Raw genomic sequence first — 23,946 nt, 5'->3', positions numbered from 1 at the left:
AACACACATTAGTTTCCAAAAGGGGCTAGGTGAGGCTGCCCTAAGCGTGCTACGGTGACATGGATCAAGCTTGGAGGTAACCCCCTGTGACTCTTCTCAACGGCATTCGTCCGGCGCGCCGCCGCCCGGCTGCGCGGGCGACCGTCGAGCGCACCCTGTGTGACCTGCGCCCAGGTGAGTCCGCCCATGTGAGCGCCCTGGGATCCAACCTGTCCGACCAGGTACGGCGTCGCCTCACGGACTTCGGCTTCGACGAGGGCGTGGAGGTCACCATGCTCCGCCGGGCTCCCCTGGGGGACCCCTGCGTGTACCGGGTCCGCGATTACGACCTCTGCCTGCGCCGCCGCGAAGCCGGCGCAATTCAGTGCAGCTGCCCCTTCACTCAGGCCCCGAATGCGGCCGAGGGGGCCCAGAGCACACTTGACCAAACCCGGCAGGCGGACACCCACGCCCAGCGGACGCCCTCCGCGGAGCAACCAATCAGCAGCTCAGCGGCGGAGGCTACGAGCCCCGCGGCCACGGCCCGATGACCCGAAAGCCCCTGGCCGCCGGACTGTTTCACTCCGCTTCCCACTGCGGATCCCCAGAGAGCCAGGACGGCGCTGGCCGAGCGGTAGCAGCCTCCGCCACGATAGAAACCGCTGGCACTGTAGCCCTCGTGGGCAGCCCAAACGCCGGTAAGACCTCCGTGTTCAACGCCCTCACCGGGTTGAGTGCGAAGACGGGCAACTACCCCGGTGTCACAGTCGGTCGACGCACTGGCGAGGCCCCCCTGGCGAACGGCACCACCGTGCACCTGGAGGACCTTCCGGGAACCTACAGTCTGGATCCGATTAGCCCGGATGAGAAGGTCGTCTCCGACGTTTTGGGAGGACGCTTAGACGGGGTGCGGGCACCGCGCGCGCTGCTGGTCGTCGTGGACGTCACCACTCTGGCCCGTTCCCTGTCCGTTGTGGCACAGGCCCTGGCTCTACAGCTACCCGCAGCGGTGGTTCTCACGATGGGCGATGAGCTCGCGGCGCGAGGCGGGCATGTGGATCCGGACGCCTTGGAACGAGCCCTGGGAGTACCAGTGCGCGCCGTGGTGGGCACCCGCAAGTCCACGGTGACCCCCCTACTGGACCTTCTAGCAGATGTGGATTCCTGGCCGATGCCAGTCATCGCTCCGCCGGTGGAGGATCCCCGGGAGCGCCGGGCATGGGCCGATTCCATTCTCGCGAGCTGCGCCTACCGCGCCCCCACGGCGCACGGTTTGACCCGCGCCGTGGATCGGGTGCTGCTGCATCCGCTGTGGGGTTCGCTGGTCTTCTTCGGCGTGATGTTCCTGTTCTTCCAAACCATCTTTACCGTCGCCGCTCCCCTGCAGGGTGCCATTGAGAGCTTCTTCGGCTGGTTAGGGGGTTTAGCCTCCGAACATATCGGCATCCCGGTCATAGCGGACTTTATTTCCACTGCGGTGATTGGCGGCGTGGGTTCTGTGCTCGTGTTCCTCCCGCAGATTCTGCTGCTATTCCTGCTCATCTCCCTGTTGGAGTCCGCAGGCTATATGTCCCGCGCCGCTTTTCTCATGGACCGGGTGATGGGGGCGGCGGGGCTGGAGGGCCGGGCTTTTGTGGCGATGCTCAGCTCCTTTGCCTGCGCGGTGCCCGGCATCATGGCGACTCGCACGATCCCGTCCGCGCGGGACCGTATCGCCACTATTCTGGCCGCCCCCTTGATGACCTGTTCTGCCCGCCTTCCGGTGTTTGTGCTGTTGGTGGGGCTTTTGGTTCCGGAAGAGGCCCACTTCGGGCCCTTTGGGGCACGGGGCGCTGCCATGTTCGGGCTGTACGTCCTGGGCGGGGTGTCCTCCATGCTGGCGGCCCTGGCCTTCAAGCGTTCCATTCTGCGCTCCGACGAGCTGCCTTTCTTTATGGAGATGCCGCCCTACCGTGTGCCCACGGCCAACGCGGTGCTATCCCAGATGTGGCAGTCCGCGTCCATGTTCCTGCGCAAGGTGGGTCGGATCATTCTCGTCGTTTCTGTGGCGCTGTGGGTGCTACTTTCGCTGCCCGCCCATTCCGAGGAGGCCTCGGCCGCCGGGGAGACCGCGGTGTCTGCTGCCCGAGCCCAGGGCACTGCGGAGGAGGAATTGGACGCGATCGGCGAGAGCGCGGAGAAGTCCTACGTGATGGAGCATTCCGCAGCGGGGTGGATTGGCCACGCTATGGAACCGGTGTTCGCGCCGCAGGGATTCGACTGGCGCGTGGATATCGGGGTGTTGGCTTCGCTGGGTGCGCGCGAGGTCTTCGTCGCCACGATGGGCCAGATCGCAGCCGCGGAGGATCCAGAGGACCCGGGTGCCGCCCTGTCCCAGATGACCTATACCTCCGGCGAGCACGAGGGCGAGAAGGTCTTCACCCCTGCTACCACAGCGGCTCTGCTGGTGTTCTTCGTGTACGCCCTGCAGTGCATGTCTACTGTGGCGGCGATGCGCCGGGAGACGAACTCGTGGAAGTGGCCCGCGGTGGCGTGGACGTACATGTTTGTCCTGGCCTGGGTTAGTTCCTTTGTGGTGCATCAGGTGGTTGCGGCGGTGGGTTCGTGAGCGATTCCACCGCGCCCCGCCTGCACCCGGAGGCCACGCCCGATCCTGCGGTGCTGGTGTGGGTGGTGGCTCCCGGCCCGGTGTCGGGGATTGTGGATAGCGACGCCAGGGACCCTCTGCCCCCCGCACTGTCCGCGCTTGTGGCAGACGGGGTGCTGGATCGAGTACGCGTACGGCCAGGCGCGGTGACAACCACGTTGGGATCCAGTGGTTCCTGGCGGGAACTGGGCCCCCGGGTGCGGTCGGCGATCTTGGCGGATCTGGACCAAGTCCCCTGGCCGGAGCCCACCCTCCCCGAGCAAACGGGCGATACAAAGCAGCTTGCGCAGCACTCTGCGCGGGGTTCCGTGATTGAGGCCGGCGCAAGTGGGGTTACGGCGGCGGATTCGGCAGCAAGTGGGGCTGCTGCGGCGGCTTCGGCGGCAAATGCAAGGGAATCAAGCTTGCGGGACGGTGGGGGCCACCGTGCGGACGACGCTGCCCTGGCCGAGTCCGTCCGGCAGCTCCTGGGGGGGCCGGTGGGCGCGGTGGCGGCGTCCCACGGTGGGAGCATCTCTTTTGTGGCGGCTCATGACGGGGTGGTGGATGTGGCTTTGCACGGCGCCTGCCACGGGTGCCCCGCTGCGGAGAACACGCTGGGGCGGCGTATCGAGGCGGAGTTGAAGCGGCGCCACCCTGGGGTCCGCCAGGTGCGTCAGGTGGATGCTGCGGGCCGACCGGTCAAGGTGAGCTCCGGGCGGTTACACGAAAACAACCCGGCCCGAGCTGGTCGCTCCGGCCGGGTTGGCTTGCGGTTGCTGCCCCCGCGCAACCCGCGGGGCCAGCGCGAAAGCTAGACCTCCAGCAGTACCCCGCTACCCCCCGCGGGGGGGGGCAGCGCGAGGGCTTAGGCCTCCGGCACGTCTCCTTCAGCGGCGCTGACTACGGCTGCCTGAGCCTCGTCGGCGGCGGTTTCTTCCGTCTTCTCCGGGTGCGGCTTGGGCTTGGTGCCGAAGACGAATTCGGCTTCCTCCGTCTTCGCAGATTTCCCATCCCAGTTCTCCACGTCCACGGTCACGATCTCCCCGGCTCCGATCTCGCCGAACAGGATCCGCTCGGAGAGCTGATCCTCGATCTCCCGCTGAATGGTCCGTCGCAGCGGGCGGGCACCCAGCACGGGGTCGAAGCCCTTCTTGGCCAGCAGAGCCTTGGCCTTGTCCGTCAGCTCGATGGCCATGTCTTTCTGGGCCAGTGCCTTGGATACTCGCTTGAGCAGCAGGTCCACCATCGTGATGATCTGGTCCCGCGTGAGCTGATGGAAGACCACGACATCGTCGATACGGTTAAGGAACTCGGGGCGGAAGTGCTTCTTCAGCTCGTCGTTGACCTTCACCTTCATGCGCTTGTACTGGGTCTCCTCATCGGCCTCGCCGCTGTTGGAGAAGCCCATGCCCACGGCCTTGGAGATGTCCCTCGTGCCCAGGTTGGAGGTGAAGATCAGCACGGTGTTCTTGAAGTCCACCACGCGACCCTGGCCGTCGGTAAGTCGGCCGTCCTCGAGGACCTGCAGGAGGGTGTTGTAGATCTCCTGGTGTGCCTTTTCGATCTCGTCGAATAGCACCACGCTGAAGGGCTTGCGGCGCACCTTCTCTGTGAGCTGGCCCCCCTCGTCGTAGCCGACGTACCCCGGAGGGGCACCGAAGAGGCGGGAGGCGGTGAAGCGGTCGTGGAACTCGCTCATGTCCACCTGGATTAGAGCGTCGTCCTCGCCGAAGAGGAACTCCGCCAGCGCCTTGGACAGCTCCGTCTTACCCACACCGGAGGGACCGGCGAAGATGAAGGAACCGCTAGGCCGCTTCGGGTCCTTCAGACCCGCACGGGTACGGCGGATGGCTCGAGATACGGCCTTGACCGCGTCGTCTTGGCCGATGATCCGCTTATGCAGCTCGTCTTCCATGCGCAGCAGGCGGGAGGATTCTTCCTCGGTGAGCTTGAACACGGGAATGCCGGTCCAGTTGCCCAGCACCTCCGCGATCTGCTCCTCGCCGACCTCGGCGACTTCCTCTAGCTCACCGGCACGCCAAGCGCGTTCCTTTTCCGCCCGCTCTTCGCCGAGCTTGCGCTCGTCATCGCGCAGAGCCGCAGCCTTCTCGAAGTCCTGCGCGTCGATCGCGGCTTCCTTGTTCCGGCGCACGGCGGCGATCTTGTCGTCCACTTCCTGGATGGACTTCGGCGCGGTCATCCGCTTGATGCGCATGCGGGCACCGGCCTCGTCGATGAGGTCCACCGCCTTGTCCGGTAGAAAGCGGTCGTTGATGTAGCGATCAGCCAGTTGCGCAGCAGCGGTGAGCGCCCCATCAGTGATGGACACCCGGTGGTGGGCCTCGTAGCGATCCCGCAGGCCCTTGAGAATTTCGATGGCATGCTCCACCGAGGGCTCCGGAACCGTCACCGGCTGGAAGCGGCGCTCCAGGGCGGCATCCTTCTCGATGTGCTTGCGGTATTCGTCCAGGGTGGTCGCACCGATGGTCTGCAGCTCGCCGCGCGCCAGCTTGGGCTTGAGGATGGACGCGGCATCGATCGCACCCTCGGCGGCACCCGCACCCACAAGGGTGTGGATCTCGTCGATGAACAGGATGATGTCCCCGCGCTGGTTGATCTCCTTGAGCACCTTCTTCAGGCGCTCCTCGAAGTCACCGCGGTAGCGGGAACCCGCCACCAGGGAGCCCAGATCCAGGGAGTAGAGCTGCTTGTCCTTGAGCGTCTCCGGCACCCGGCCGTTGACGATATCCAGGGCCAGGCCCTCCACCACGGCGGTCTTACCCACGCCGGGTTCGCCGATGAGCACGGGGTTGTTCTTCGTGCGGCGGGACAGGACCTGCATGACGCGCTCGATTTCCTTCTCGCGCCCCACGACCGGGTCCAGCTTGCCGTCCTTGGCGGCCTGCGTGAGATTCCGGCCGAACTGGTCCAGCACCAGAGAGTTGGACTTCTGCCCGATCTTTGAAGTGGGGGCGTCGGAACCCGGGCCCACACCGGCAGTCGCCGGCTCGTCGGGGGCTTCCTCCTGCTCCCCGCCCTCGTAACCAGACAGCAGTTGGATGACCTGCTGGCGCACGCGGGACAGGTCCGCGCCCAACTTGACTAGGACCTGAGCGGCGACGCCTTCGCCCTCGCGAATGAGCCCCAGCAGGATGTGCTCCGTGCCGATGTACTTATGCCCGAGCTGCAGGGCCTCCCGCAGCGCGAGCTCCAAGACCTTTTTAGCCCGGGGGGTAAAGGGGATGTATCCGGTCGGCGGATGGCCGCCCTGACCAATGATCTCCTTGACCTCTGTACGCACTGCTTCGAGGGAGATGCCCATGGATTCCAGGGCCTTGGCTGCGACACCTTCGCCCTCTTGAATCAGCCCGAGCAGAACGTGCTCGGTGCCGATGTAGTTGTGGTTCAGGGCGCGGGCCTCTTCTTGGGCCAGGACTACAACGCGCCTAGCCCGATCGGTGAACCTCTCGAACATGGTGCACTCCCTCTCGTGATGGTTCGGGTTTGCTAGCCACCTTATCGGGATGGCCGGACAACTCCCATTACCCTTAGCCCAACCGCTGGCCGCAGCCGCACATTCCCGGCGGTTGACACCCCGGGATGGCGGGTAAAACTGCTGTTCGCGCCGGGTTTATTGGCGTCCTGAAATAGGTGTACGCCAACAGCGAACACACCGATCTGGGCCGCCAACCGCAACCACGCGGGCCGCCGCCCCCTTTCCGTACAATGCATACCGTGTGCATTGTTAAGTACACGAAAACAACAATTTAAATACCTCAGACAAAATATGCCCCAGCTTGTAACGTGGGCCACAGCCCACAGGTTAAACACGCACTTCAGGAGCCGATCTTGACCACTAGCGAAACCAACACCACCGCACCATCCGCCAACAAGCACGGCGGCCGGCACTCCCGCCACACGGTGAGCGCCATGGACCAGATCGGCAACGCAGGCACCCTCGCTCGAGGACTCGTCCCCCTGGTACAAACCGGGGTGCTGGGCCTCATGGGACCCGGGGCCGCCGCAAAAGCCGTCGGCTCCATTTACCGCTGGGAATTCACTCCCGCCGGACTACTGGCCATCGGAGCTGGGCGGGATCCCTTCCACACCGCCATCATCGACGACGCGGGCGCCATGACATACCAGCAGTTACATGAGCAATCCACCACACTCGCCCGCGCCCTATCCCGCTCTGGCATCCGGGAACGCAACCGCATCGGCGTACTCTGCCGCAACCACCGTGGTTTCCTGCTGGCCCTATGCGCCCACGGCCACCTCGGCACGGACATCGTCCTCCTCAACACCGGAGCCTCCGCCGAACAAACCCGCGCCGTCCTCAAAGAGCAGAAGCCAGACGTGTTGCTCATCGACGAGGAATTCCTACCCCTTCTGCCGCAGGGCTTCGCGGAATGCCCCGTCGTCATCGCGTGGGAGTTCGGGGACACCAACGGCCTAACCCGGGAGGCCGAGGAAAACCAGAAACCCGCCTCCAACGTGCGCGATGCCCTGGACAGCGGCAACTACGCCACCCGCAACGAGGAATGGGCCAGCCTGCACGAAGTGCTGCGCACCGCCCCACCTACCGGACGGCTCGCCCGCCGCCCCCGCAAGGGTCGAACGATCATCCTGACCTCCGGAACCACAGGAGTACCCAAGGGGGCCCGGCGGCCAGAGCCGAGTAGCTGGATGCCTGCCTCCTCCATCATGAGCCGCATTCCCCTCCGCCACCACCGGCCCTTCTACCTGGCCGCCCCGCTGTTCCACACCTGGGGCTTCGCCAACATCCAGCTAGCCCTGACCCTGCGCAGCACCATGATCCTCCAGCGCCGCTTCACCCCCACCTCCGCGGTCCAGCTCATCGAGAAGAACCGGCCCTACTCCATCTGTATCGTGCCGACAATGCTGCGCCGCCTGCTGGAAGCGGTGCCGGAAAACTTCAATCCGGGCACGAAGGTGATCGCCGCGTGCGGGGAGCCGCTACCGCCGCGGGCCATCGTCAGTACCTTCGAGAAGTTCGGGGACGTGCTGTACAACCTGTACGGCTCCACGGAAGTTAGCTGGATCTCCATCGCCCAACCGCACGAGCTGAAGGAACATCCCCGCACCGCCGGTCGCCCGCCCATGGCCACCATCGTGAAGATCCTCGACGCCAACGGCCAGGAATGTCCGGAGAAGGAGATCGGGCGCATCTTTGTGAAGAATGAGCTGCTGTTCGAGGGGTACACCCGCCCCGGCGTGGACAAAGAGATTATCGACGGCATGGTCTCCACCGGGGACCTTGGCTACTTCGAAGACGGACTGCTCTACGTGACCGGGCGCAGCGACGACATGATCGTCTCCGGTGGGGAAAACGTGTTCCCACAGGAGACGGAGGACGTGATCAACAGTCGCCAGGAAGTCGTAGAGGCGACCGTGAGGGGGGTGGAGGACCCGGAGTTTGGGCAAGCCCTGTGCGCCTGGATCGTGGTTGACGAGGCGGCCGTGGGCGACCGGGAGGAATTCATCGCCTCCATCAAGGCGGATGTGAACCGCAAGCTGGCACGGCACTGCGTTCCGCGCTACTTCATGTTTGTGGACAAGCTACCCCGGAACGCCGTTGGCAAGGTGGTGCCTCGGGAGCTGCCGAAACCGGAATAGGGCAATCGGGTATGGGGTGTCAGGGGCCGTGGGACACGGCACCCCCTGGCGGCCTTTGCTAGGCGTTAGCCTCATCTGCGGCCACAATGGCTCTATGAGTATCCCTGACCTGCCCGAAAAGCCGCGCCCCTCCCGCCCCCGTGTCCTCAGCATCGCGGGCACCGATCCCACCGGTGGAGCCGGTGCCCAGGCGGACCTAAAGTCCATCATGGCCGCCGGGGGCTTTGGTATGTCCGTTATCACCGCGTTGGTGGCCCAAAACACCCAAGGCGTTCAAGGGGTTCACACTCCACCGGCCGCTTTTCTAAAGGCCCAGCTGAAAGCAGTCTTCGACGATGTGAATGTAGATGCCGTCAAGATCGGCATGCTAGGCGGAGTGGAATCGATTGAGGTTGTCTCACGGTTCCTGGCAGATCACCCGGTGAAATGGACGGTGCTAGATCCCGTGATGGTGGCGACCAGTGGCGATCGCTTGCTGGACGAGGAGGCCGAAGCCGCCCTCCGGCAGTTGGCGGGCGAGGTCAATGTGGTCACCCCTAACATCCCGGAGCTAGAGATCCTTACCGGCGAGCCCATCGCCGACCCGCCCCAAGGCGATCCCGGACAGACCACCGACGCCACCACCGACGCCACCACCCCCGAAACCCGCGCCATCGAAGCAGCCAAGCGGTGGGCCGCCGATACGGGCACAACCGTGATCGTGAAATTTGGCCACCTTCATGGCCCGGACGCGGGCAACGTCGCGGTCATGCCGGAGGGCGGAACGTTTGAGGTCACCGCGCCACGCATCGAAACCAAAAACACCCACGGCACCGGCTGTTCTCTGTCCAGCGCTCTGGCAACGCGGTTGGTTATTGAGGACGGCATTCCCAGCGCGCTCGGCTGGGCCACCGCGTGGCTAAACGGGGCTATTGCCGCAGCGGATGCGCTGCACGTGGGGCGGGGTCACGGACCGGTGGACCACTCCACCGGAGTGGTCCGGGACCTGTCCAGGTAGGCCGCCCGCATAAGGTCCACGCGGGCCGCTAGGCTGCGTTCGTGCCCACTTTCCCCGCTCGCGGCGGGGATGATCTCCCAGCTAGAAAGGTACGGTACTTCGCTGCAGAACGCTCCCCGCTCGCGCGGGGATGAACGCAGCGCCGCCACCACCGTACGAAACAGAAGTGCTGCCCGGTAGACACGTACTGGTGCCGGCTGATCTCAAGGCGGAGACCGCCAGATCGAAGGAAGACCCCTGTCTAAGCAATAACAGGAGGCTTCGGGTGTGTGGTTAGCGGAATGATCACCGCTGCCGACCGTCCGTCGATGTTGACGCACAGTCCGTCCTATCGCAACCGCTGCTGAGCATCGGGGCAGATTCGCACTACCCCCAGCCCCTGCGGCGGCGTACAGATCACTTGTCTATCTCGGAAAATCGGCAGTGTCGGACAACGTTGGGCGGCACTTCCACGCTCGGAAGGCTCACGCCTCGGTGCAGATACAGAAGATGTCGACGTTTTCGGCAGTAGCCCTACGCTCTGCTGGACTTCTGGGAGATGCTCATGCCGCATGAAGAACATCGGGACAACTATCGAGAAAAGTAGCAACAGCAGCTTAGCCCCTCTGCGCCCCTGCACGGGAATGAAGGGATGTCTGATGCGTATCAGAAGAAGCCATTGGAACCAGAATTCTCCTCTGTCAGGGGCCCATTTGTCTATCCAAGCCCAATAGCTCGAACGGGCAGGCTCTTGGTAGCCGGGGTGACCAAAAATCTGCAAATAGCGGCGCACTCGAGGGCCATAGAAGCGTCTAACACTTTCGTACCAGTTATGTCCTCGATTCGAACCAGAAATTCACCAAACGACTCCATGGTAAGAACCTCATAGGAGGCAGGGGCTTATCTAATTCCCCTGTCGCTGCATTGTGAAGCGACACTACCGTCCCACCCCCTCCTTGAAAGAGCCAGATGACGGCTGACATCAGACTGGGTTCTTACCAGCGCCACAACAAACCCAGCTCAGGCCGAAACTTCTATCCAGCGCTTAGCGGTCTCGCCCGCGATGGGGCTTCGAGCGACGGCCCATCCCAGTAGAGAAGAGGAAGAGAATGGCCACTGCTGCGGTAGCCAGCGGCGCTAGGTAACCGACCCATGGCGGCATCCCGTGAGTCACGACAGCGAGCACGATGATAACGATTGCGACAAGAACAAAGACGGTTGCACTTGCTCCGCCTGTAAACTCCTTGAATTTGGTCTTCATCTTTCCTCCTCATAGAAGGCTCTCGGTGACAGTGCCACCGCCGCAAGCGTCCGCTGCATCGAGACCCGCTCGGCGGAGGACGAACTCCGTGGCGCCGTTCCCGTTGGTCATAGCGCTACCGGTCGGCACTCACGGGAGGATGCTAACCCACTAGGATCAGCAAAGAAGCGAAATTTCTCCTGACCGTGATTCCCCTCGCCATCTTATTCAAGCGCTCTGACGGTTTCGAGTTTTTCGCCGGTCAGGTCACCGTGCCGTTGATGTACTGAGAGTCGTAGATATAGGGCGGTTCTGGTCCCATGTCGGCAACGGTGCTCGCCGGCTAATCGGGCACAGCCGTCTACCCGTTTGGCGGTTGCTGAGAATGCGGCAACCACCAGCACCTAAGGGACGACTTCGGGCATGAAACCCAGGCTAAGGCGGTGTCATACAACCTGCGGCTTACCAGGGACCAGGTGGCCGGGAACATTGAATCGGGTGAATTGTTCTAGCCAGTCCCCCGACCCCCGCCAACACCCAAATCCCCCCTGTCTCCCCCGAAGTCTCTGCCCCAACCAGTTCCCTCTGTCTACCCGGCGGTTCTGGTTCTCGGGACGCGGGGAAGGTGGCGTCCTCAATCAAGAAGGATCAGCACCCGACCGAACACGGCTACCTCTCCTCATGCGCCGCCAAATCCTGCTGAAGAAGCCAAAAGTTCGCCTGCATCGCCGCCGTGGTCCCGCGCGCCATGGCGTGAGCAATCTGATCTCCCATACTGCTGCAGTTGCCCGCCGCCCACACGCCAGGCACGGACGTGGCGCACATCTGGTCGACGCGAACCCAGCCGTCCTCCACCTCGCATCCGAGCTGGCGGAGGAGCGCGTCGTTCGGTACGAACACCGGTGGCGTAAACAACGTTCCGAAAAGCTTCCGGGTTCCATCGATGAGATGCACAGCGACGCGTTGGTTCGGCCCACCGTCCGGATCGGATTTTGCAATATCGACACGAGCAACCCGCTGCTGCACGACGTCAACACCAGCGCGCCGGAGCATAGCTGAGTCCTCGTCTGACAAGGGGCTGCCATGTTGGATGAGCGTGACTTGCGGGCACCAATTTTTCAACAACGCGGACTGATGGACGGCGAAAAAGTGGTTCTCGCCGCCAATGACCACGCAATCCAAGCCGCGGCTTTCGTAACCATGGCAGTAGGGGCAGTGGTGAACGCGCGTGCCCCAATTCTCTTGCAAACCGGGGATGTCGGGGAGTTCGTCACGCAGGCCCGTGGCAACAATGACGGCGCGAGATCGGACAACCTCGGGAACTGCCGACCTGCTAGGGACTACCTCGAGCTGGAAGTTCCCGTCATCCGAACGCTCTGCGCTGTGAACTGTCGTTTCGCGAAACTCACCCCCATAAGTTTCATAGTCCCGACGGCCCCGGGCGAGCAGGTCAACCGGGGACGTTCCATCGTGCCCGAGCAGACCATGCGCTGCCGGGCTGGCCCGATTGCGCGGGTTGCCCGCGTCCAAAACAACGACCTTTCGCATCCCCCGGGCAAGAGTGATTCCGGCGCTCAGGCCGGCCGCTCCCCCGCCAACGATGGCAAAGTCGTACAACACGTTGGCGAGGCCCTCGGCGGACTCAGGAACAATCGTGGAATCTGCGGGCGACATCGTCAAGCTCCTTTTCCCGGCCCTTATTTGCTGTGACCGTCTCTCCTCGCTTAGCTTAGACACTATTGATAATGATTGTGATTAGCAAGGGGTCTCTGGACGACGCCGATGAGCTCCGGGGGCCGAGGCAGACATAAGGGAGCGCAGCCGGTTCACTCACCATTGGGGAGACACCACATCCACTCTCGCGCTTACCGGCTGCGCTCATGTGAAACGGTACCTAAAGCTTGGCTTCAGAGCTTGTGAAACACGCGATACCTACCCCCGCCGGATGAACCGTTCCAAACGTTCGGCAAACTCCTTCGGGTACTCCAGCTGCGGCATATGGCCGCAGTGGTTAAACACCGTAGCCACGTCCGGCTGCACATTTTCTAGCGCTGTGCGGAACTGAGAATAGGGCAAGACCTTGTCGTCCTCGCCCCACACCACCCACACGGGTATGCCCCGGCGGGGGGTAGCAGCAGCGCTGTCGCCCTCGATCTTCGCCCCGGCGTCCAGTCCATCACCGCGCACCCCGTCGCCGTCCAACCCATCGCTGCGCGCCCCAGCATCGTCCGATGCAACCCCCTCACTGGGCCTAACCACAGCCCGGAACCGCTCGATCAGGTCGTCCTGCCAGTCGCTGCGGATAGACAACGGGGACCCCAACTGCCGCACCAACCCGTAGAACGCCTTCGGCCGCGCGGCATGGCGCACCACCCGCCGCGTCACCTCCACGCGCCGCTTCGTCACCGCCCCTGGTCGGCGGAGCCCCACCCGCTCCACCAGCCCGTAGATCGGACGGATCCGCATCGCCCACGCGTTGGTCTGTCCCAGCAGCGGGATTGCCACCAGGCGCAGTAGCCACGTCGCCGTTGTGCCGAAGGCCGCCGAGTCCACCAGCGTTACGCTTCCCACGGCCGCCGGCCGCTGCACCGCCATCTCCATGACCACCGCCCCACCCAGGGAGTTTCCCACAAGATGATAGGTCTCCTCCCCGGTGGTCACGGCGTCTACAGCCTCCCACGCTGCCCGGGAGACAGTCTCCATGGACAGCTCCGTCAAGGGGTCGCTGAATCCAAATCCAGGAAGATCCACGGCCACCAGTTGCTCTTTGCCCTGCCAGACGGCGAAGGTGTCGTCAAAGTCGTCGAGACTGCGACCGACCCCATGGATCAGCACCACCGTATTGGTACATCCCGGCGCCCCCTCCCGCACCCGCACCCGCACGCGCGGCCCCCCGCAGGCGTAGTCGCCGCCGCATCCCTGCCCATCACCGCGCCGCACCGGCCGCCCCGCGGTACTGCAAACCCGGTCGTTCACCCGCACGTAATCGCACGGCGGCAAGGAGCGCATGTCCGGCTCCACATAGGGCCCGCCCACGTCGACAGTCTCCACGCACGGGGCCGGCCTGGCCCGGCCCACCTGGGCCAGGGCCTCGTCATCAAAGGCCATATCCCGCTCCTGGTCGCCGAAGCCCAGGTCCTTCAACTCCGCCAGGTAGTTCTGCTCGTAGACCCACGGCGCGCTATCGCCCTGCCGCGGGAACCGGTGCACGCCGCGCCGGATGTACCCCGCGTCGAATTCCAGCAGGTGCCGATCAAATCGCCCGGGCGGCAAAACGGGGGTGTAGGCGCTATGCCCCGCCTTCCACAGCTTGACCATGTACCGGCTGACGAGGTCCGCCCGCAGCGTCCAGGACGCGTTGATGTACCCCACCGTGAAGCTGAAATTGGGCAGTCCCGCGACCATCATGCCGCGGTACACCACATGCTCGGCCGGGTCCTGCTCCACGCCGTTGAGGGAAACGGTTCCGCCCCCGAAGGCCTGCAGCTCCAGTCCCGTCGCGGTGACGATAATGTCCGCGTCGATTTCTCTTCCGGACGCCACCTCCACCCCGCGCCGCGTAAACCGCTCGATCCGGTCGGTCACTACCCGCGCACGCGACCCGGCGAGGGCCCGGAAGAAGTCCCCATCCGGGGCCTTGCACACCCGCTGGTCCCAGGGCTTGTAGGGCGGGGTGAAGTTGCGCTCGATCTCCTCCGGCGAGATGAACTTGCGCTGCATTCGCCGCAGCTCACCAGCGAAAACTTCAGGCGCGTGCTGCGCCAGCAGGTACTCGAACTCGTCGCGGGTGGCGTGGTTCAACCGGGCTGCCCGCCCCGCCCAGCGGGCGGGTAGCAGGCGCTTCCAGAACGCGGAGATCACGTCCTTCTCCGGCAGCGGGGCGATGTAACTAGGCGTGCGCTGCAACATTGTGACGTCCGCGCCGAAGTCCACCAGCGCCGGCAGCATCGTGACCGCCGTGGCCCCGGAGCCGATGAGCACTACCCGCTTGCCGCGGACGTCCAGGCCGTCCGGCCAGGCCTGGGGGTGGATGATCTGGCCGGTGAAGTCCCCCTCCCCGGGGAACTGCGGACGGTGCCCACGACCGTGGGAGTAGTAGCCAGACGCGAAGTGAACGCGCTTGGCCCAGAATCGCTCCGTCTGCCCCACGGCTCGGGCTGTGGGGTCGGCGCTGCCTGCCCCCGGGCGCGTGGACTCCGGCACGTCCCCCGGCTCGCCGTTCGTTCGCACCGCCGTGACCAGCCACATCCCGCGCTCTGACCGCCAATCCACGTTGCGGATGAAGCTGCACGTGTGCAGGCGCTGGGTCATGGTGGCGTCCTCAGCAACCTCACGCAGATAGGACATGATCTCCGCACCCCTCCCCAGAGTGCTGGACCCCGTCCACGGCCGGAAGGGGAACCCGAAGGAGGCCATGTCCGAGTCCGAACGAATGCCCGGGTAGCGGAATGTGTGCCACGTGCCGCCCATCTCCGCGTGGGTGTCGTGGACCTCCCACCGCCAGTCCGGGAAGGCGCTGGAGACGTGGTAAGCCATATCGACGCCACTCAACCCAGCGCCCACGATCAGCAGATCTAGCGTCCGGAGGTGTCGAGAGCCCACGGGTCCTGTAGGTGATTCCATAGAATTCTGGGTCCTCTCAGAACATCGGTTGAGCCCCACGAGTGGACGCAGTCACGCCATTACACCGAAACGCTTCCGCCTCCTGCTGGAATCGGTCCACCGCATCACAGAATTCCTGGGGGTACTCCAACTGCGGCATGTGCCCACAATTATCGAACACCATAGCCGCTTTGGGAGCTAGCTCCTCCAGGCTTCGACGGAAGTGGCTGAATGGAACGATCTTGTCTCCCCGTCCCCAAACAACGGAGACAGGAACCTCGTGCTGCAGGTTTACAGCCCGAAAGCGTTCCGACAACTGTCTCTGCCATTGGCTTCGCCACCCTCTAGGAGAACAAAGGAGCCGGACCAGTCGGTAATAAGTATCCGTTCGATCCGGGTTCTTGGTAACTTGGCCCGCTACGGCGATGCGATGTCGCGTAACCGCGCCCCGGCGACGCAGAATCACATGCTCTACCGGTTGATAGATTGGGCGTAGGCGCGTTGCCCACGCGTTCACCTTCCCAATTCCAGGCAGCGCAATCAGTTTCAGGAGTACAGACATGCTGCTCCCGAACCCCGCGGGATCCACCATGGTGATGCTGGCCACCGATGCGGGTCGACCGATGGCCATCTCCATCGCTATCGATCCACCCAAGGAGTTGCCGACGATATGAATGCCGCCAGACACTCCTTGGTTCTGCTGCATTTCAGCCACCTCATCGACCGCACCCCAAATTCGCCGAGCGAATCCCGCGACGGAGGGCTGCAAGAGGCCTGGAGTCCGGCCAAAGCCCGGCAAGTCAACGGCAATGAGCTGATCACGATCGTCCCAGAGTGCAACCTGGTCATCCCAGTCCTCCAGGGACCGGCTCAGACCGTGAACCATCACCACAACTCGACGCGGAACGTCCGAACCTGAAGGGGGGCGCACCCGGACCCTCATCGGGTACATACCCCCACCAACGAACTTCGGTACAGGCAGCCCAGTTAAATCAGTATGCGGCTGCGGAGTTTTTGCTCCGAACGATTGAATTTCCATCTGTTTTACCTTTCGATAGTCGTCTATACCGACGTGTTTTGTGACTTCCCGCCCGAAAGCCATATCCCTCCGCACATCCCCAAATCTCATTTCCTTCAATTCAGCCAAGTAGTTTTGCTCGTAGCGCCACGGGGCGGCATCCCCCTGCGTGGGGAACTGCGCGATCCCCCGCTGGATATAGCCCGACTCGAACTCCCAAATCCTGCGATCCGAACGCCCAGGCGGAAGAACCGGGACATACACGTCCTCCCCTAACTTCCACAGCCGCACGAGGTACCGGGACACCAGATCCGCCCGCAGCGTCCAAGAGGCATTGAGGTACCCCAAGGTGAAGCTGAAGTTTGGGCACCCAGCCACCAGAGCACCCCGGTATGTCACCAGTTCCGCAGGGTCCATGATCTGGCCATCCACACTAACCGTCCCCGTGCCAAAGGCCTGCAGATCCATGCCCGTGGCCGTGACGATCACATCCGCCGGTACCTCTTGGCCATCCGTCATGCGAATGCCCGTTGGGGTGAAACAGTCGATAGAACCCGTGACAACCTGGGCTCCCTTGTTCATCGCGCGGAAGATGTCCCCGTCCGGGGCCTTGCAGACCCGCTGGTCCCAGGGGCGGTAAGAGGGCGTGAAGTGCTGGTCGATGGCCGCCGCGCTGAGGTAGCGCCGCTGCATGAGCCGCAGGGCCAGCGCGAACAGGGAGGGCAGGTGCTGCGCGATGAGGTACTGCAACTCATCGCGGGCAGCGTGGTTCAACCGAGCCACCGGGAGGGCCCAGCGATGCGGCAGCAGGGTTTTCCACACCGCCGAGATCACATCCACCTCCGGCAGCGGGGCGACGTAGCTGGGAGTGCGCTGCACCATCGTGACCTGAGCGCCAAGATCCACGAGCGCTGGGATGAGGGAGATGGCCGTGGCACCCGAGCCAATGACCGCGATGCGGCGTCCGGCGTAATCCATCTGCTCTGGCCACTGCTGAGGGTGCACGATGGAGCCTCGGAAGGCCTCTTCCCCTGGGAAGGAGGGCCGGTGGCCACGGCCGTGGGCGAAGTAACCCACGGCGAAATGGACCCGGCGGGCGTAGAAGACGCGCTGCGGGCCCTCCCCCGGTGCGGCGGGGTCTGCGGCGTTTGGCGAATCGTCCACCGCATCCTCGCCGCCACCGATGGCCCCCGTGGTACGCAGGGCGGTAACGCGGTAGACGGCGTGCTCGCTACACCAGTCCACGTTTTTGATCCAAGACCTCAGGTGCAGATGGCCCGGGACCCCGGCGACCTGCGCGGCCTCAGTAATGTAGCGCTTTATATCCGGGCCCTGCCCAAGGGTTCCGCGGTGCGGCCAGGGCTGAAACGGGAAATTGAAGGTGGCCATGTCCGAGTCGGAGCGAATGCCCGGGTAGCGGACGGTGTGCCACGTGCCACCGACTTCGGCGTGATTATCGTGAATCTCCCAGGACCACGTTGGGAAGTTCTGGGTGACGTGGTAGGCCAGGTCGACGCCGGACATTCCGGCGCCCACAATGAGGAGGTCGAGGGCGGAATCCGGGGTGGCTGCGTTTTCTGGAGGGTGCGTGGTTACATCGGTCACAACGCGAGAGTTTAATTCAATGACCGAAACTATTTCGGGTTTTCAGAAGCTTTCCCGCCGTGGGCAGACTTCTGACCTACCCGCCCTAGGTGAAGAGATTCCGCTTGCTCGGGGAACGGCGCATCCGAACCGAATACAAGGGCTGGCGAAGAAAGAATATGAATCCGCAGCAGCTATCTAACTACTGCCGAGATAGCCGCCGCGGGATAGCGTCATACGCCCAAGACTGTCCGCAAGATCGACACTGTAACCGCCCCAATCAAGGCAGCTGCCGGAACAGTGATTACCCAAGCCATGGCGATGGGACGCATGAGCTTCCAGTTCGCCGCTTTGTTTACGATGCCGACACCCAACACGGCGCCGATGAGAATGTGGGTCGAGGAGACCGGTAGCCCCAGCAACGATGCCCCCATCACCACTGCGGCAGCGGAAAGCTCAGCGGCGAAGCCAGATGCCGGGTGCATAGCGGTGAGACCCGAACCTACGGTTGTGATGACATTGCGCCCGATGAACCACAGACCCGCAACCAGTGCAACACCGGCTGCCGCCAAGAGAGCTGCCGGAACTGCGGCAGATCCGTTGATTTCCCCGGTTGCCAGCACATCGACAACGGCAGCAAAGGGGCCGACCGCGTTGGCAATGTCGTTCGAGCCATGACTGAAGGCGAATGCCGATGCGGTGAAGACCTGCATCCAGCTAAATACGAGGAACGTGGACCTCCCAATGTTCGTGTCTTTCAAGGTACGGGTATAGATGTAGACGGCCATCCACACCGCCGCCCCGACCATCAGCATGACTAGAACGGTGTTGAACGTGCTCAGGGTGAAATCGATATTCGATAGTCCCTTGAACAGCAACATCGCTGTGATAATCACTGCGCCTGCTGCTGCGAGCATCGGCACCCAATTTTCTAGGGCGCGGTGCGCATCGACATCGTTCGCACGATCCTCGAGATCGTAAAGTTCCCGGTAATAGTCGCTCTCGAGCTCATCACGATCGAAATCGGTAGCGGAAGCAACGACCGCATCACGCGCCATCGCATTCGTGTAAGCAATCTGTTGCAGCTCGTCGAGTCGCTCAAACGCTCGCTTCTGCTTTTCGCGATGTTCGAACTTCTGCCTTCGCAGTTCTCGGAGCTTTTTGTCCGCTTCCTCGTTGTAGGACAAGATCCCAGACTTGATCCCTCTAAACAGAAGATAGGCGGCAAGGCCACCGAGGACGGGAGACAGGAACCACGAGATGACGATCTGCCCAATCTGGCTCCACTGGACCATCTCCCACCCACCGGACCCGGTCAGGAATCCGGTGGTCAGAGCTGCACCGACAATGCCGCCGATGATGGAGTGCGTTGTTGATACCGGCCAGCCCATCTTGGTAGCCAGCAGAAGCCACAATGCTGCCCCCAGCAGGGCAGACATCATGATGTAGACGAATTCGATTGGCACGAGCTGCACACCCTGCAGGTCCACGATCCCGCTGCGAACCGTCTCCGTCACGTTCCCGCCAGCGAGGACAGCACCACCGACCTCGAAGACTGCCGCTACCATGAGCGCTTGCTTCATTGAAAGCGTACCTGCACCCACGGAAGTTCCAAAGGAGTTGGCTACGTCGTTGCCACCGATGTTGAACGCCATGAACAGGCCGAAAGCGACGGTGACCGCCAGAACGACGTGGTGCGCAGAATTGTCGACGTACCCCACCACCCACATACCGAAGGTGATAACGGTAGCAAGGAGCAGTAAGCCGAAAGCTAGGTGCCACCACTTGTCACTGGACTTCTTTTCGGTGATCGGCTGAGCAGTCGTCGGCCGGGGCTTTCCGGCAGTCTGGCGATTTGAGGGCGCTTCTTTGCCGGACTGGGTAGTTGGGCTAGTCATAAACGGCCTTTCAAGTCGTCCTGCGAACCGGTCGTGATCCCCAGGTGGTCACTCACGACAGTCTCATCCCCGAGTGACCCCGCGATAGACCGGCAGCCAACAGAGTGTGTCCATCGTTTGAACTGCATGGGAAGAACCTGGCGGATACCCAGCAGCGGGTGGGTTGGGGCCACCCAGCCCGGTGCCTTCAACCATGCGATGTGCCAGGATGGCCGCAAACGTAGTCTATGAGGGTCCCCCCAACCCCTCGGTCGGCCTCCCCTTCCGCTCGCATGCTCCAACAAGAAAGGACACCCGCCAGTGTCACCACAAGGTTCACGCTCCGGGCCCCGTCCCACCAGCCAAGATGCCACCCGCTCGCCATCAGGTGCCCAGCGCCCCAACTATTACGGCCAACCCACCCCGCCCGGTCAACCCGAAGGATCTCCTGGCCCCGAATACGACCGGCACGTGCCGCCGGGCTCAACGGCGCATCCAAACCAGCAGTACGGATCGTACGTTCCGAATGGCCAACAGCCCCAGCCCGGTCACCAACCCCATCAGGCTGACCAACAGTACGGCCGACCTAACCAACCACAACCAATGACCCAGGGGCAGCAGTACATTCGCCAAACAGCTCACCACAACCCACCGCCCTTCAATGGGGCACAACCTTACCCCGGTATGAAGCCTTCCGGTAACAACAAGACAGTGAAGTGGATTGTGGGTGCGCTCGCTGCTGTGCTCATTCTCGGGGGCAGCGCTTTCATAGCCAACTATTTAGGGTCCAATGCCTCACCTGAAGGTTCAAATCAGGCCATCGGATCTACTCCGAGCGCCCCAGTTACAACCTTCAGTACACCCAGCGGTGCGCAAGTCCCGCCACCGTCTCTAGCCACCGATGATCCGACCCGACAGTTTGAACAGTTAGGGCAAGACGGAAAAGGCCTGCCCGACGAATATAAGGAAGATGAGGGAGCCATCAGACGGGCCCGCCTCTACAGTGACAGCTCGCATCTTTCGCGCCGCGCCATCATCGACATGATGACAAACGGGATTGGGGGGTCATACCCACCTGAAATTGCAAGGTACGCCGTGGATCACATCGACGCGGACTGGAAAGAAAACGCTGCGAAGTCCGCCCAACTCCTTAAGGATGTCGGCACCCCCGAAGATATGATCTACAACACTCTGACCTCGGATGCGGCAGGGAAGTTCACACCCGAAGAGGCCCGCTACGGGGTGGAGCAACTTAAGTAGTCAGGCCTCCTTGTGTGACGGGAACTTAGTCTGCGGGCGCCGGGGGCGAACATACCTCCCACTACGCTCGACGAGCTCTTCGGGTAGTCATGGATTGCCGCTTGGGCGAGGCCGCCCTCGGCTCGTACATCCGTAGCAAGCGTCTCAGTGCTGAAACATGAATAACCCCGCGCCGGTGGTCGTGGAGTGACCTGGCGCGGGGCTTCAGTAGGTCCCAGCTAAGGAAGGAAGGAGCCTGTGACCAGCTACTTCAGCTCAGCGGAGCTGAGGCCCAGCTCGCGGCGAGCAACGATGAGCTGCTGGATCTGCTGAGTACCCTCGAAGATGTCGAGGATCTTGGAGTCTCGCGCCCACTTCTCCAACAGGTCCCGCTCGGAGTAGCCGTACGCACCGGCCAGTTCAACCGCGCGCAAGGTCAGGTCGGTCGCGGTGCGCCCGGCCTTCGCCTTGCACTCGGAGGCTTCCTTCGAGTTCGGGATCTTGTTGTCAGCCATCCAGGCAGCACGCAGTGCCAGCAGGTATGCGGCCTCCCAGTCGCTCTCCAACCGGATGTATTCAGCCGCAGCAGCAGGCTGGTTCCATGCAGGGGCGTCGTAGTCGATGACCACACCGGCGTCCGTGAGAATCTCGCGCAGCTTCTCCAGCGCCGCTCGGGACACGCCGATGGCCATGCCGGCCACCAGCGGACGGGTGTTATCAAAGGTCGCCATCACACCGGCGAAGCCCTTCTTGGTGTCCACCTCGGGGGAACCCAGCAGGTTCTCCTTGGGGATGCGCACGTTGTCCAGCATGAAGTGCGCGGTGTCGGAGGAGCGGATGCCGAGCTTGTGCTCGAGGCGGATCAGCTCGAACCCGGGTGTATCCCGCGGCACGACGAAGGACTTGATGGCCGCACGTCCAGCGGACTTGTCCACGGACGCCCACACCACAACGTGGGTGCAGCGCTCGCCGGCGGTGACATAGATCTTCTCACCGTTGAGCACGTACTCGTCGCCGTCCAGTTTGGCGGTGGTGGCGACGGCCGCGGAGTCCGAGCCGAACTGGGGCTCGGTGATCGCCATGGCGGCCCACACCTTGCCGAAGCGCTCCAGCTGCTCGTCGGTGGCGACGGCGGCGATCGCGGAGTTGCCCAGGCCCTGGTAGGGGATGGACAAGGTCAGGCCCACGTCACCCCAGCAGGTCTCGATGACGTTGAGCAGGGCGGCCATGTTCCCACCATTTTTGACGCCATCAGCCTGGGGCTTTTTATCACCCCGGCTGCCGGTAGCACCGGCCATGGATTGACCGGCATCGGCCATCCCCTCCACGAGGGAGGCCATGGTGTCCAGCTCGACCGGACGGGCGTGCTCTTTGAGGTCGTACTTGCGGGAGATGGGGCGGAAGATGGATTCGGCGGCCTGGTGCGCCTGGTTCACGCCCGCCTTGAGACGCTTGGGAAGTTCCAGGTTGATCATGATGAGTTCCTCGTGATTCTCGTCAGTTGGTGATCGAAGTGCGGTTCTTGGCGGGGTTTACAGGACGACAACGCCCTCGGTGATGGCGACGGCCCGCAGGTCGCGGTACCAGCGCTCCACGGGGTGCTCCTTGGTGAAGCCGTGGCCGCCGAGCAGCTGCACGCCGTCGAGGCCGAACACCATGCCCTTATCCGAGGCGAAGCGGCGGGCCAGGGCTGCCTCGCGGTGGTAGGACAGGCCCTGGTCCAGGCGGGATACGCCGCGCAGCACAAGCATGCGCAGCCCGTCCAGCTCGATGCGAAGGTTCGCGACCATGAAGGCCACGGCCTGGCGGTGGGAGATCGGCTCTCCGAAGGCCTCGCGGTCGTTGACGTAATCGCGGACGTAGTCCAGGACGGCTTGGCCGGTGCCCATCGCCAGGGCGGCCCACCCGAGGCGGGAGCGGCGGATGATCTCTGCGTAGGCCTCGGTGCGGTCTTCCTTGGACAGGTCTGCACCACCGAGGAGGTTTTCGGCGGGGATGCGGACGTCTTTGAAGTTAATGCGTCCCAGGGCAGCTCCACGCAGACCCATGGACGGGTCGGCTTCGATTTCGATGCCTTCGTTCTTGGACTCAACGATGGCAAAGGTGTTCACGCCATCCAGGTCGACGGCGACGACGAACAGCTCGGACTCAGCGGCGTTGGGGACCAGTGTCTTCGTACCGTTGATAACGATCTCGCTGCCCTCGCGCTTGGCGGTGGTCTGCAGGCTGAACGGATCGAACAGCGGGCGAGATTCGGAAACTACGACGGCCGCCGGGGGCACCGAATCACCGGCAAAGGCCGGCAGGTAGGTCTTCTGCTGAGCGTCGTCACCGTAGTTGGTGATGGTGTTCGCGACACCGGCGGGAGCCAGGATGGCCACGGCCAGACCCATGTCACCGTAGGACAGCGCCTCGGCGATGAGGGCGGAGGTGGTTGCGCCGGAGGCGGTGGCGATGCCTTCGTACTCTTCCGGGAGGTTCACCAGGGCGACACCGAGCTCGGCGGCGGTGTCAAGGAGGCCCTCGGCGGGCTTGGAGGCCTCGTTGCATTCGCCGGCCACGGGGCGCAGACGCTCCTCAGCGAATTCGCGGACGGCAGCCACGATCATCTCCTGATCCTCCGTGGGATTCAGGTCGAAAGGAGCCTTGCCGGGTGCGGGGGTCTCGGAGGGAACGGGCTCGTTGGACTCATCCACCGTTTGCTTCGGCAGGCGTACCGGCTTGCCGGAGCCCTTGATCTTGGCGAACTGGCGGTTAGCCGCCCCGAAGGTGCGCACGCCCGTCTTGGTGGTCTGGTAGGCGGCGCGGTCGACCTTCTTGGACAGGTCGTTCTTCTGCGCGAACTCAGAACCGGTGATCTGGGTGAGAACGCGCATGAACTTGCCCACGGCGTCGCGCTTAATGTTGTTCAGGCCGGGAGTGGAATCGTCGCGCTTGGTACGGTCGCTCATTCGCTGTAGCTACCTTTCACTGGAATGTCAGCGTTAGATCTTGGGGGTCTTCGACACCCGACGAGACGCACCCGTCTAGCTCCCCGGCCCGGGTGGGCAGGGATTCTAGGGGTGCACCTCCTAGGTATGTATGTCGTTAGCATCAATAGCATAAACCACACCCGTAATGGCCATCACAGTTTCGCGGAGATTCGGTCATGACGGTCTCGTCACA

Annotated in this window: 12 protein-coding genes and 1 pseudogene; 6 read left to right on the top strand and 7 right to left on the bottom strand. The window is 63.3% G+C overall.

Annotation, left to right across the window (positions count from 1 at the left end):
* Positions 1-86: 86 nt before the first annotated feature.
* The 3 genes from CHEID_RS01575 to CHEID_RS01565 are packed head-to-tail and all read left to right on the top strand — an operon-like array spanning position 87 to position 3,423.
* Positions 87-530 carry a FeoA family protein gene (locus CHEID_RS01575; protein ID WP_112768561.1) on the top strand — a complete coding sequence of 148 codons (444 nt, stop codon included), beginning with the start codon at positions 87-89 and terminating at the stop codon, positions 528-530.
* On the top strand, positions 527-2,587 hold the full coding sequence (gene feoB / locus CHEID_RS01570; RefSeq protein WP_112768560.1) for a ferrous iron transporter B: 2,061 nt from the start codon (positions 527-529) through the stop codon (positions 2,585-2,587). Before CHEID_RS01575 ends, feoB begins: the two co-directional genes overlap by 4 nt.
* Positions 2,584-3,423 carry a NifU family protein gene (locus CHEID_RS01565; protein WP_112768559.1) on the top strand — a complete coding sequence of 280 codons (840 nt, stop codon included), beginning with the start codon at positions 2,584-2,586 and terminating at the stop codon, positions 3,421-3,423. The genes feoB and CHEID_RS01565 overlap by 4 nt, the downstream gene beginning before the upstream one ends.
* Positions 3,424-3,473: 50 nt before the next feature.
* Here CHEID_RS01565 and CHEID_RS01560 read toward each other — a convergent pair whose 3' ends face one another.
* Complete coding sequence (locus tag CHEID_RS01560; protein WP_112768558.1) at positions 3,474-6,083, bottom strand: ATP-dependent Clp protease ATP-binding subunit; 2,610 nt, start codon at positions 6,081-6,083, stop codon at positions 3,474-3,476.
* Positions 6,084-6,538: 455 nt separating this feature from the next.
* Between CHEID_RS01560 and CHEID_RS01555 the strand changes: the two genes are divergently transcribed.
* Together CHEID_RS01555 and CHEID_RS01550 are read left to right on the top strand one after the other, a co-directional pair.
* Positions 6,539-8,245 (top strand): AMP-binding protein, encoded by a 1,707-nt coding sequence (locus tag CHEID_RS01555; protein WP_112768581.1) that lies wholly within the window; start codon positions 6,539-6,541, stop codon positions 8,243-8,245.
* A gap of 94 nt (positions 8,246-8,339) precedes the next feature.
* Positions 8,340-9,209, top strand: a pseudogene (locus CHEID_RS01550) (bifunctional hydroxymethylpyrimidine kinase/phosphomethylpyrimidine kinase); the annotation flags it as partial.
* A 1,921-nt stretch (positions 9,210-11,130) separates the two neighbouring features.
* Here the strand turns inward: CHEID_RS01550 and CHEID_RS01545 are convergent.
* From CHEID_RS01545 to CHEID_RS01530, 4 genes are all read right to left on the bottom strand, one after another.
* Complete coding sequence (locus tag CHEID_RS01545; RefSeq protein WP_112768555.1) at positions 11,131-12,135, bottom strand: NAD(P)/FAD-dependent oxidoreductase; 1,005 nt, start codon at positions 12,133-12,135, stop codon at positions 11,131-11,133.
* Positions 12,136-12,393: 258 nt separating this feature from the next.
* Positions 12,394-14,997: an alpha/beta fold hydrolase gene (locus CHEID_RS01540; protein WP_273661201.1), complete on the bottom strand. Its 2,604-nt coding sequence runs from the start codon at positions 14,995-14,997 to the stop codon at positions 12,394-12,396.
* 103 nt (positions 14,998-15,100) lie between these two features.
* Complete coding sequence (locus CHEID_RS01535) at positions 15,101-17,686, bottom strand: alpha/beta fold hydrolase (RefSeq protein ID WP_273661200.1); 2,586 nt, start codon at positions 17,684-17,686, stop codon at positions 15,101-15,103.
* 212 nt (positions 17,687-17,898) lie between these two features.
* Positions 17,899-19,563, bottom strand: a complete 1,665-nt coding sequence (locus CHEID_RS01530; protein ID WP_112768553.1) for an inorganic phosphate transporter — start codon at positions 19,561-19,563, stop codon at positions 17,899-17,901.
* Positions 19,564-20,145: 582 nt separating this feature from the next.
* Between CHEID_RS01530 and CHEID_RS01525 the strand changes: the two genes are divergently transcribed.
* Positions 20,146-20,802 carry an Ltp family lipoprotein gene (locus CHEID_RS01525; protein WP_112768552.1) on the top strand — a complete coding sequence of 219 codons (657 nt, stop codon included), beginning with the start codon at positions 20,146-20,148 and terminating at the stop codon, positions 20,800-20,802.
* A gap of 245 nt (positions 20,803-21,047) precedes the next feature.
* Here the strand turns inward: CHEID_RS01525 and CHEID_RS01520 are convergent, their stop codons facing one another.
* Both CHEID_RS01520 and CHEID_RS01515 read right to left on the bottom strand, forming a co-directional pair.
* Complete coding sequence (locus CHEID_RS01520; protein WP_112768551.1) at positions 21,048-22,256, bottom strand: acyl-CoA dehydrogenase family protein; 1,209 nt, start codon at positions 22,254-22,256, stop codon at positions 21,048-21,050.
* A 57-nt stretch (positions 22,257-22,313) separates the two neighbouring features.
* A complete protein-coding gene (locus tag CHEID_RS01515) occupies positions 22,314-23,732 on the bottom strand; it encodes an acyl-CoA dehydrogenase family protein (RefSeq protein WP_112768550.1) in 1,419 nt (472 codons plus the stop codon).
* Positions 23,733-23,946: the final 214 nt, after the last annotated feature.

The sequence above is a fragment of the Corynebacterium heidelbergense genome (genome assembly GCF_028609845.1).
Lineage (GTDB): Bacteria > Actinomycetota > Actinomycetes > Mycobacteriales > Mycobacteriaceae > Corynebacterium > Corynebacterium heidelbergense.
This window is presented reverse-complemented; position numbering and strand designations above follow the sequence as displayed.

Excerpts from the sequence above, each read along its gene's own strand:
- CHEID_RS01560 (WP_112768558.1), bottom strand. The coding sequence starts at position 6,083 with ATGTTCGAGAGGTTCACCGATCGGGCTAGGCGCGTTGTAGTCCTGGCC.
- feoB (WP_112768560.1), top strand. The coding sequence starts at position 527 with ATGACCCGAAAGCCCCTGGCCGCCGGACTGTTTCACTCCGCTTCCCAC.
- CHEID_RS01525 (WP_112768552.1), top strand. The coding sequence starts at position 20,146 with ATGACCCAGGGGCAGCAGTACATTCGCCAAACAGCTCACCACAACCCA.
- CHEID_RS01540 (WP_273661201.1), bottom strand. The coding sequence starts at position 14,997 with ATGGCTTACCACGTCTCCAGCGCCTTCCCGGACTGGCGGTGGGAGGTC.
- CHEID_RS01545 (WP_112768555.1), bottom strand. The coding sequence starts at position 12,135 with ATGTCGCCCGCAGATTCCACGATTGTTCCTGAGTCCGCCGAGGGCCTC.
- CHEID_RS01555 (WP_112768581.1), top strand. The coding sequence starts at position 6,539 with ATGGACCAGATCGGCAACGCAGGCACCCTCGCTCGAGGACTCGTCCCC.
- CHEID_RS01530 (WP_112768553.1), bottom strand. The coding sequence starts at position 19,563 with ATGACTAGCCCAACTACCCAGTCCGGCAAAGAAGCGCCCTCAAATCGC.
- CHEID_RS01515 (WP_112768550.1), bottom strand. The coding sequence starts at position 23,732 with ATGAGCGACCGTACCAAGCGCGACGATTCCACTCCCGGCCTGAACAAC.
- CHEID_RS01520 (WP_112768551.1), bottom strand. The coding sequence starts at position 22,256 with ATGATCAACCTGGAACTTCCCAAGCGTCTCAAGGCGGGCGTGAACCAG.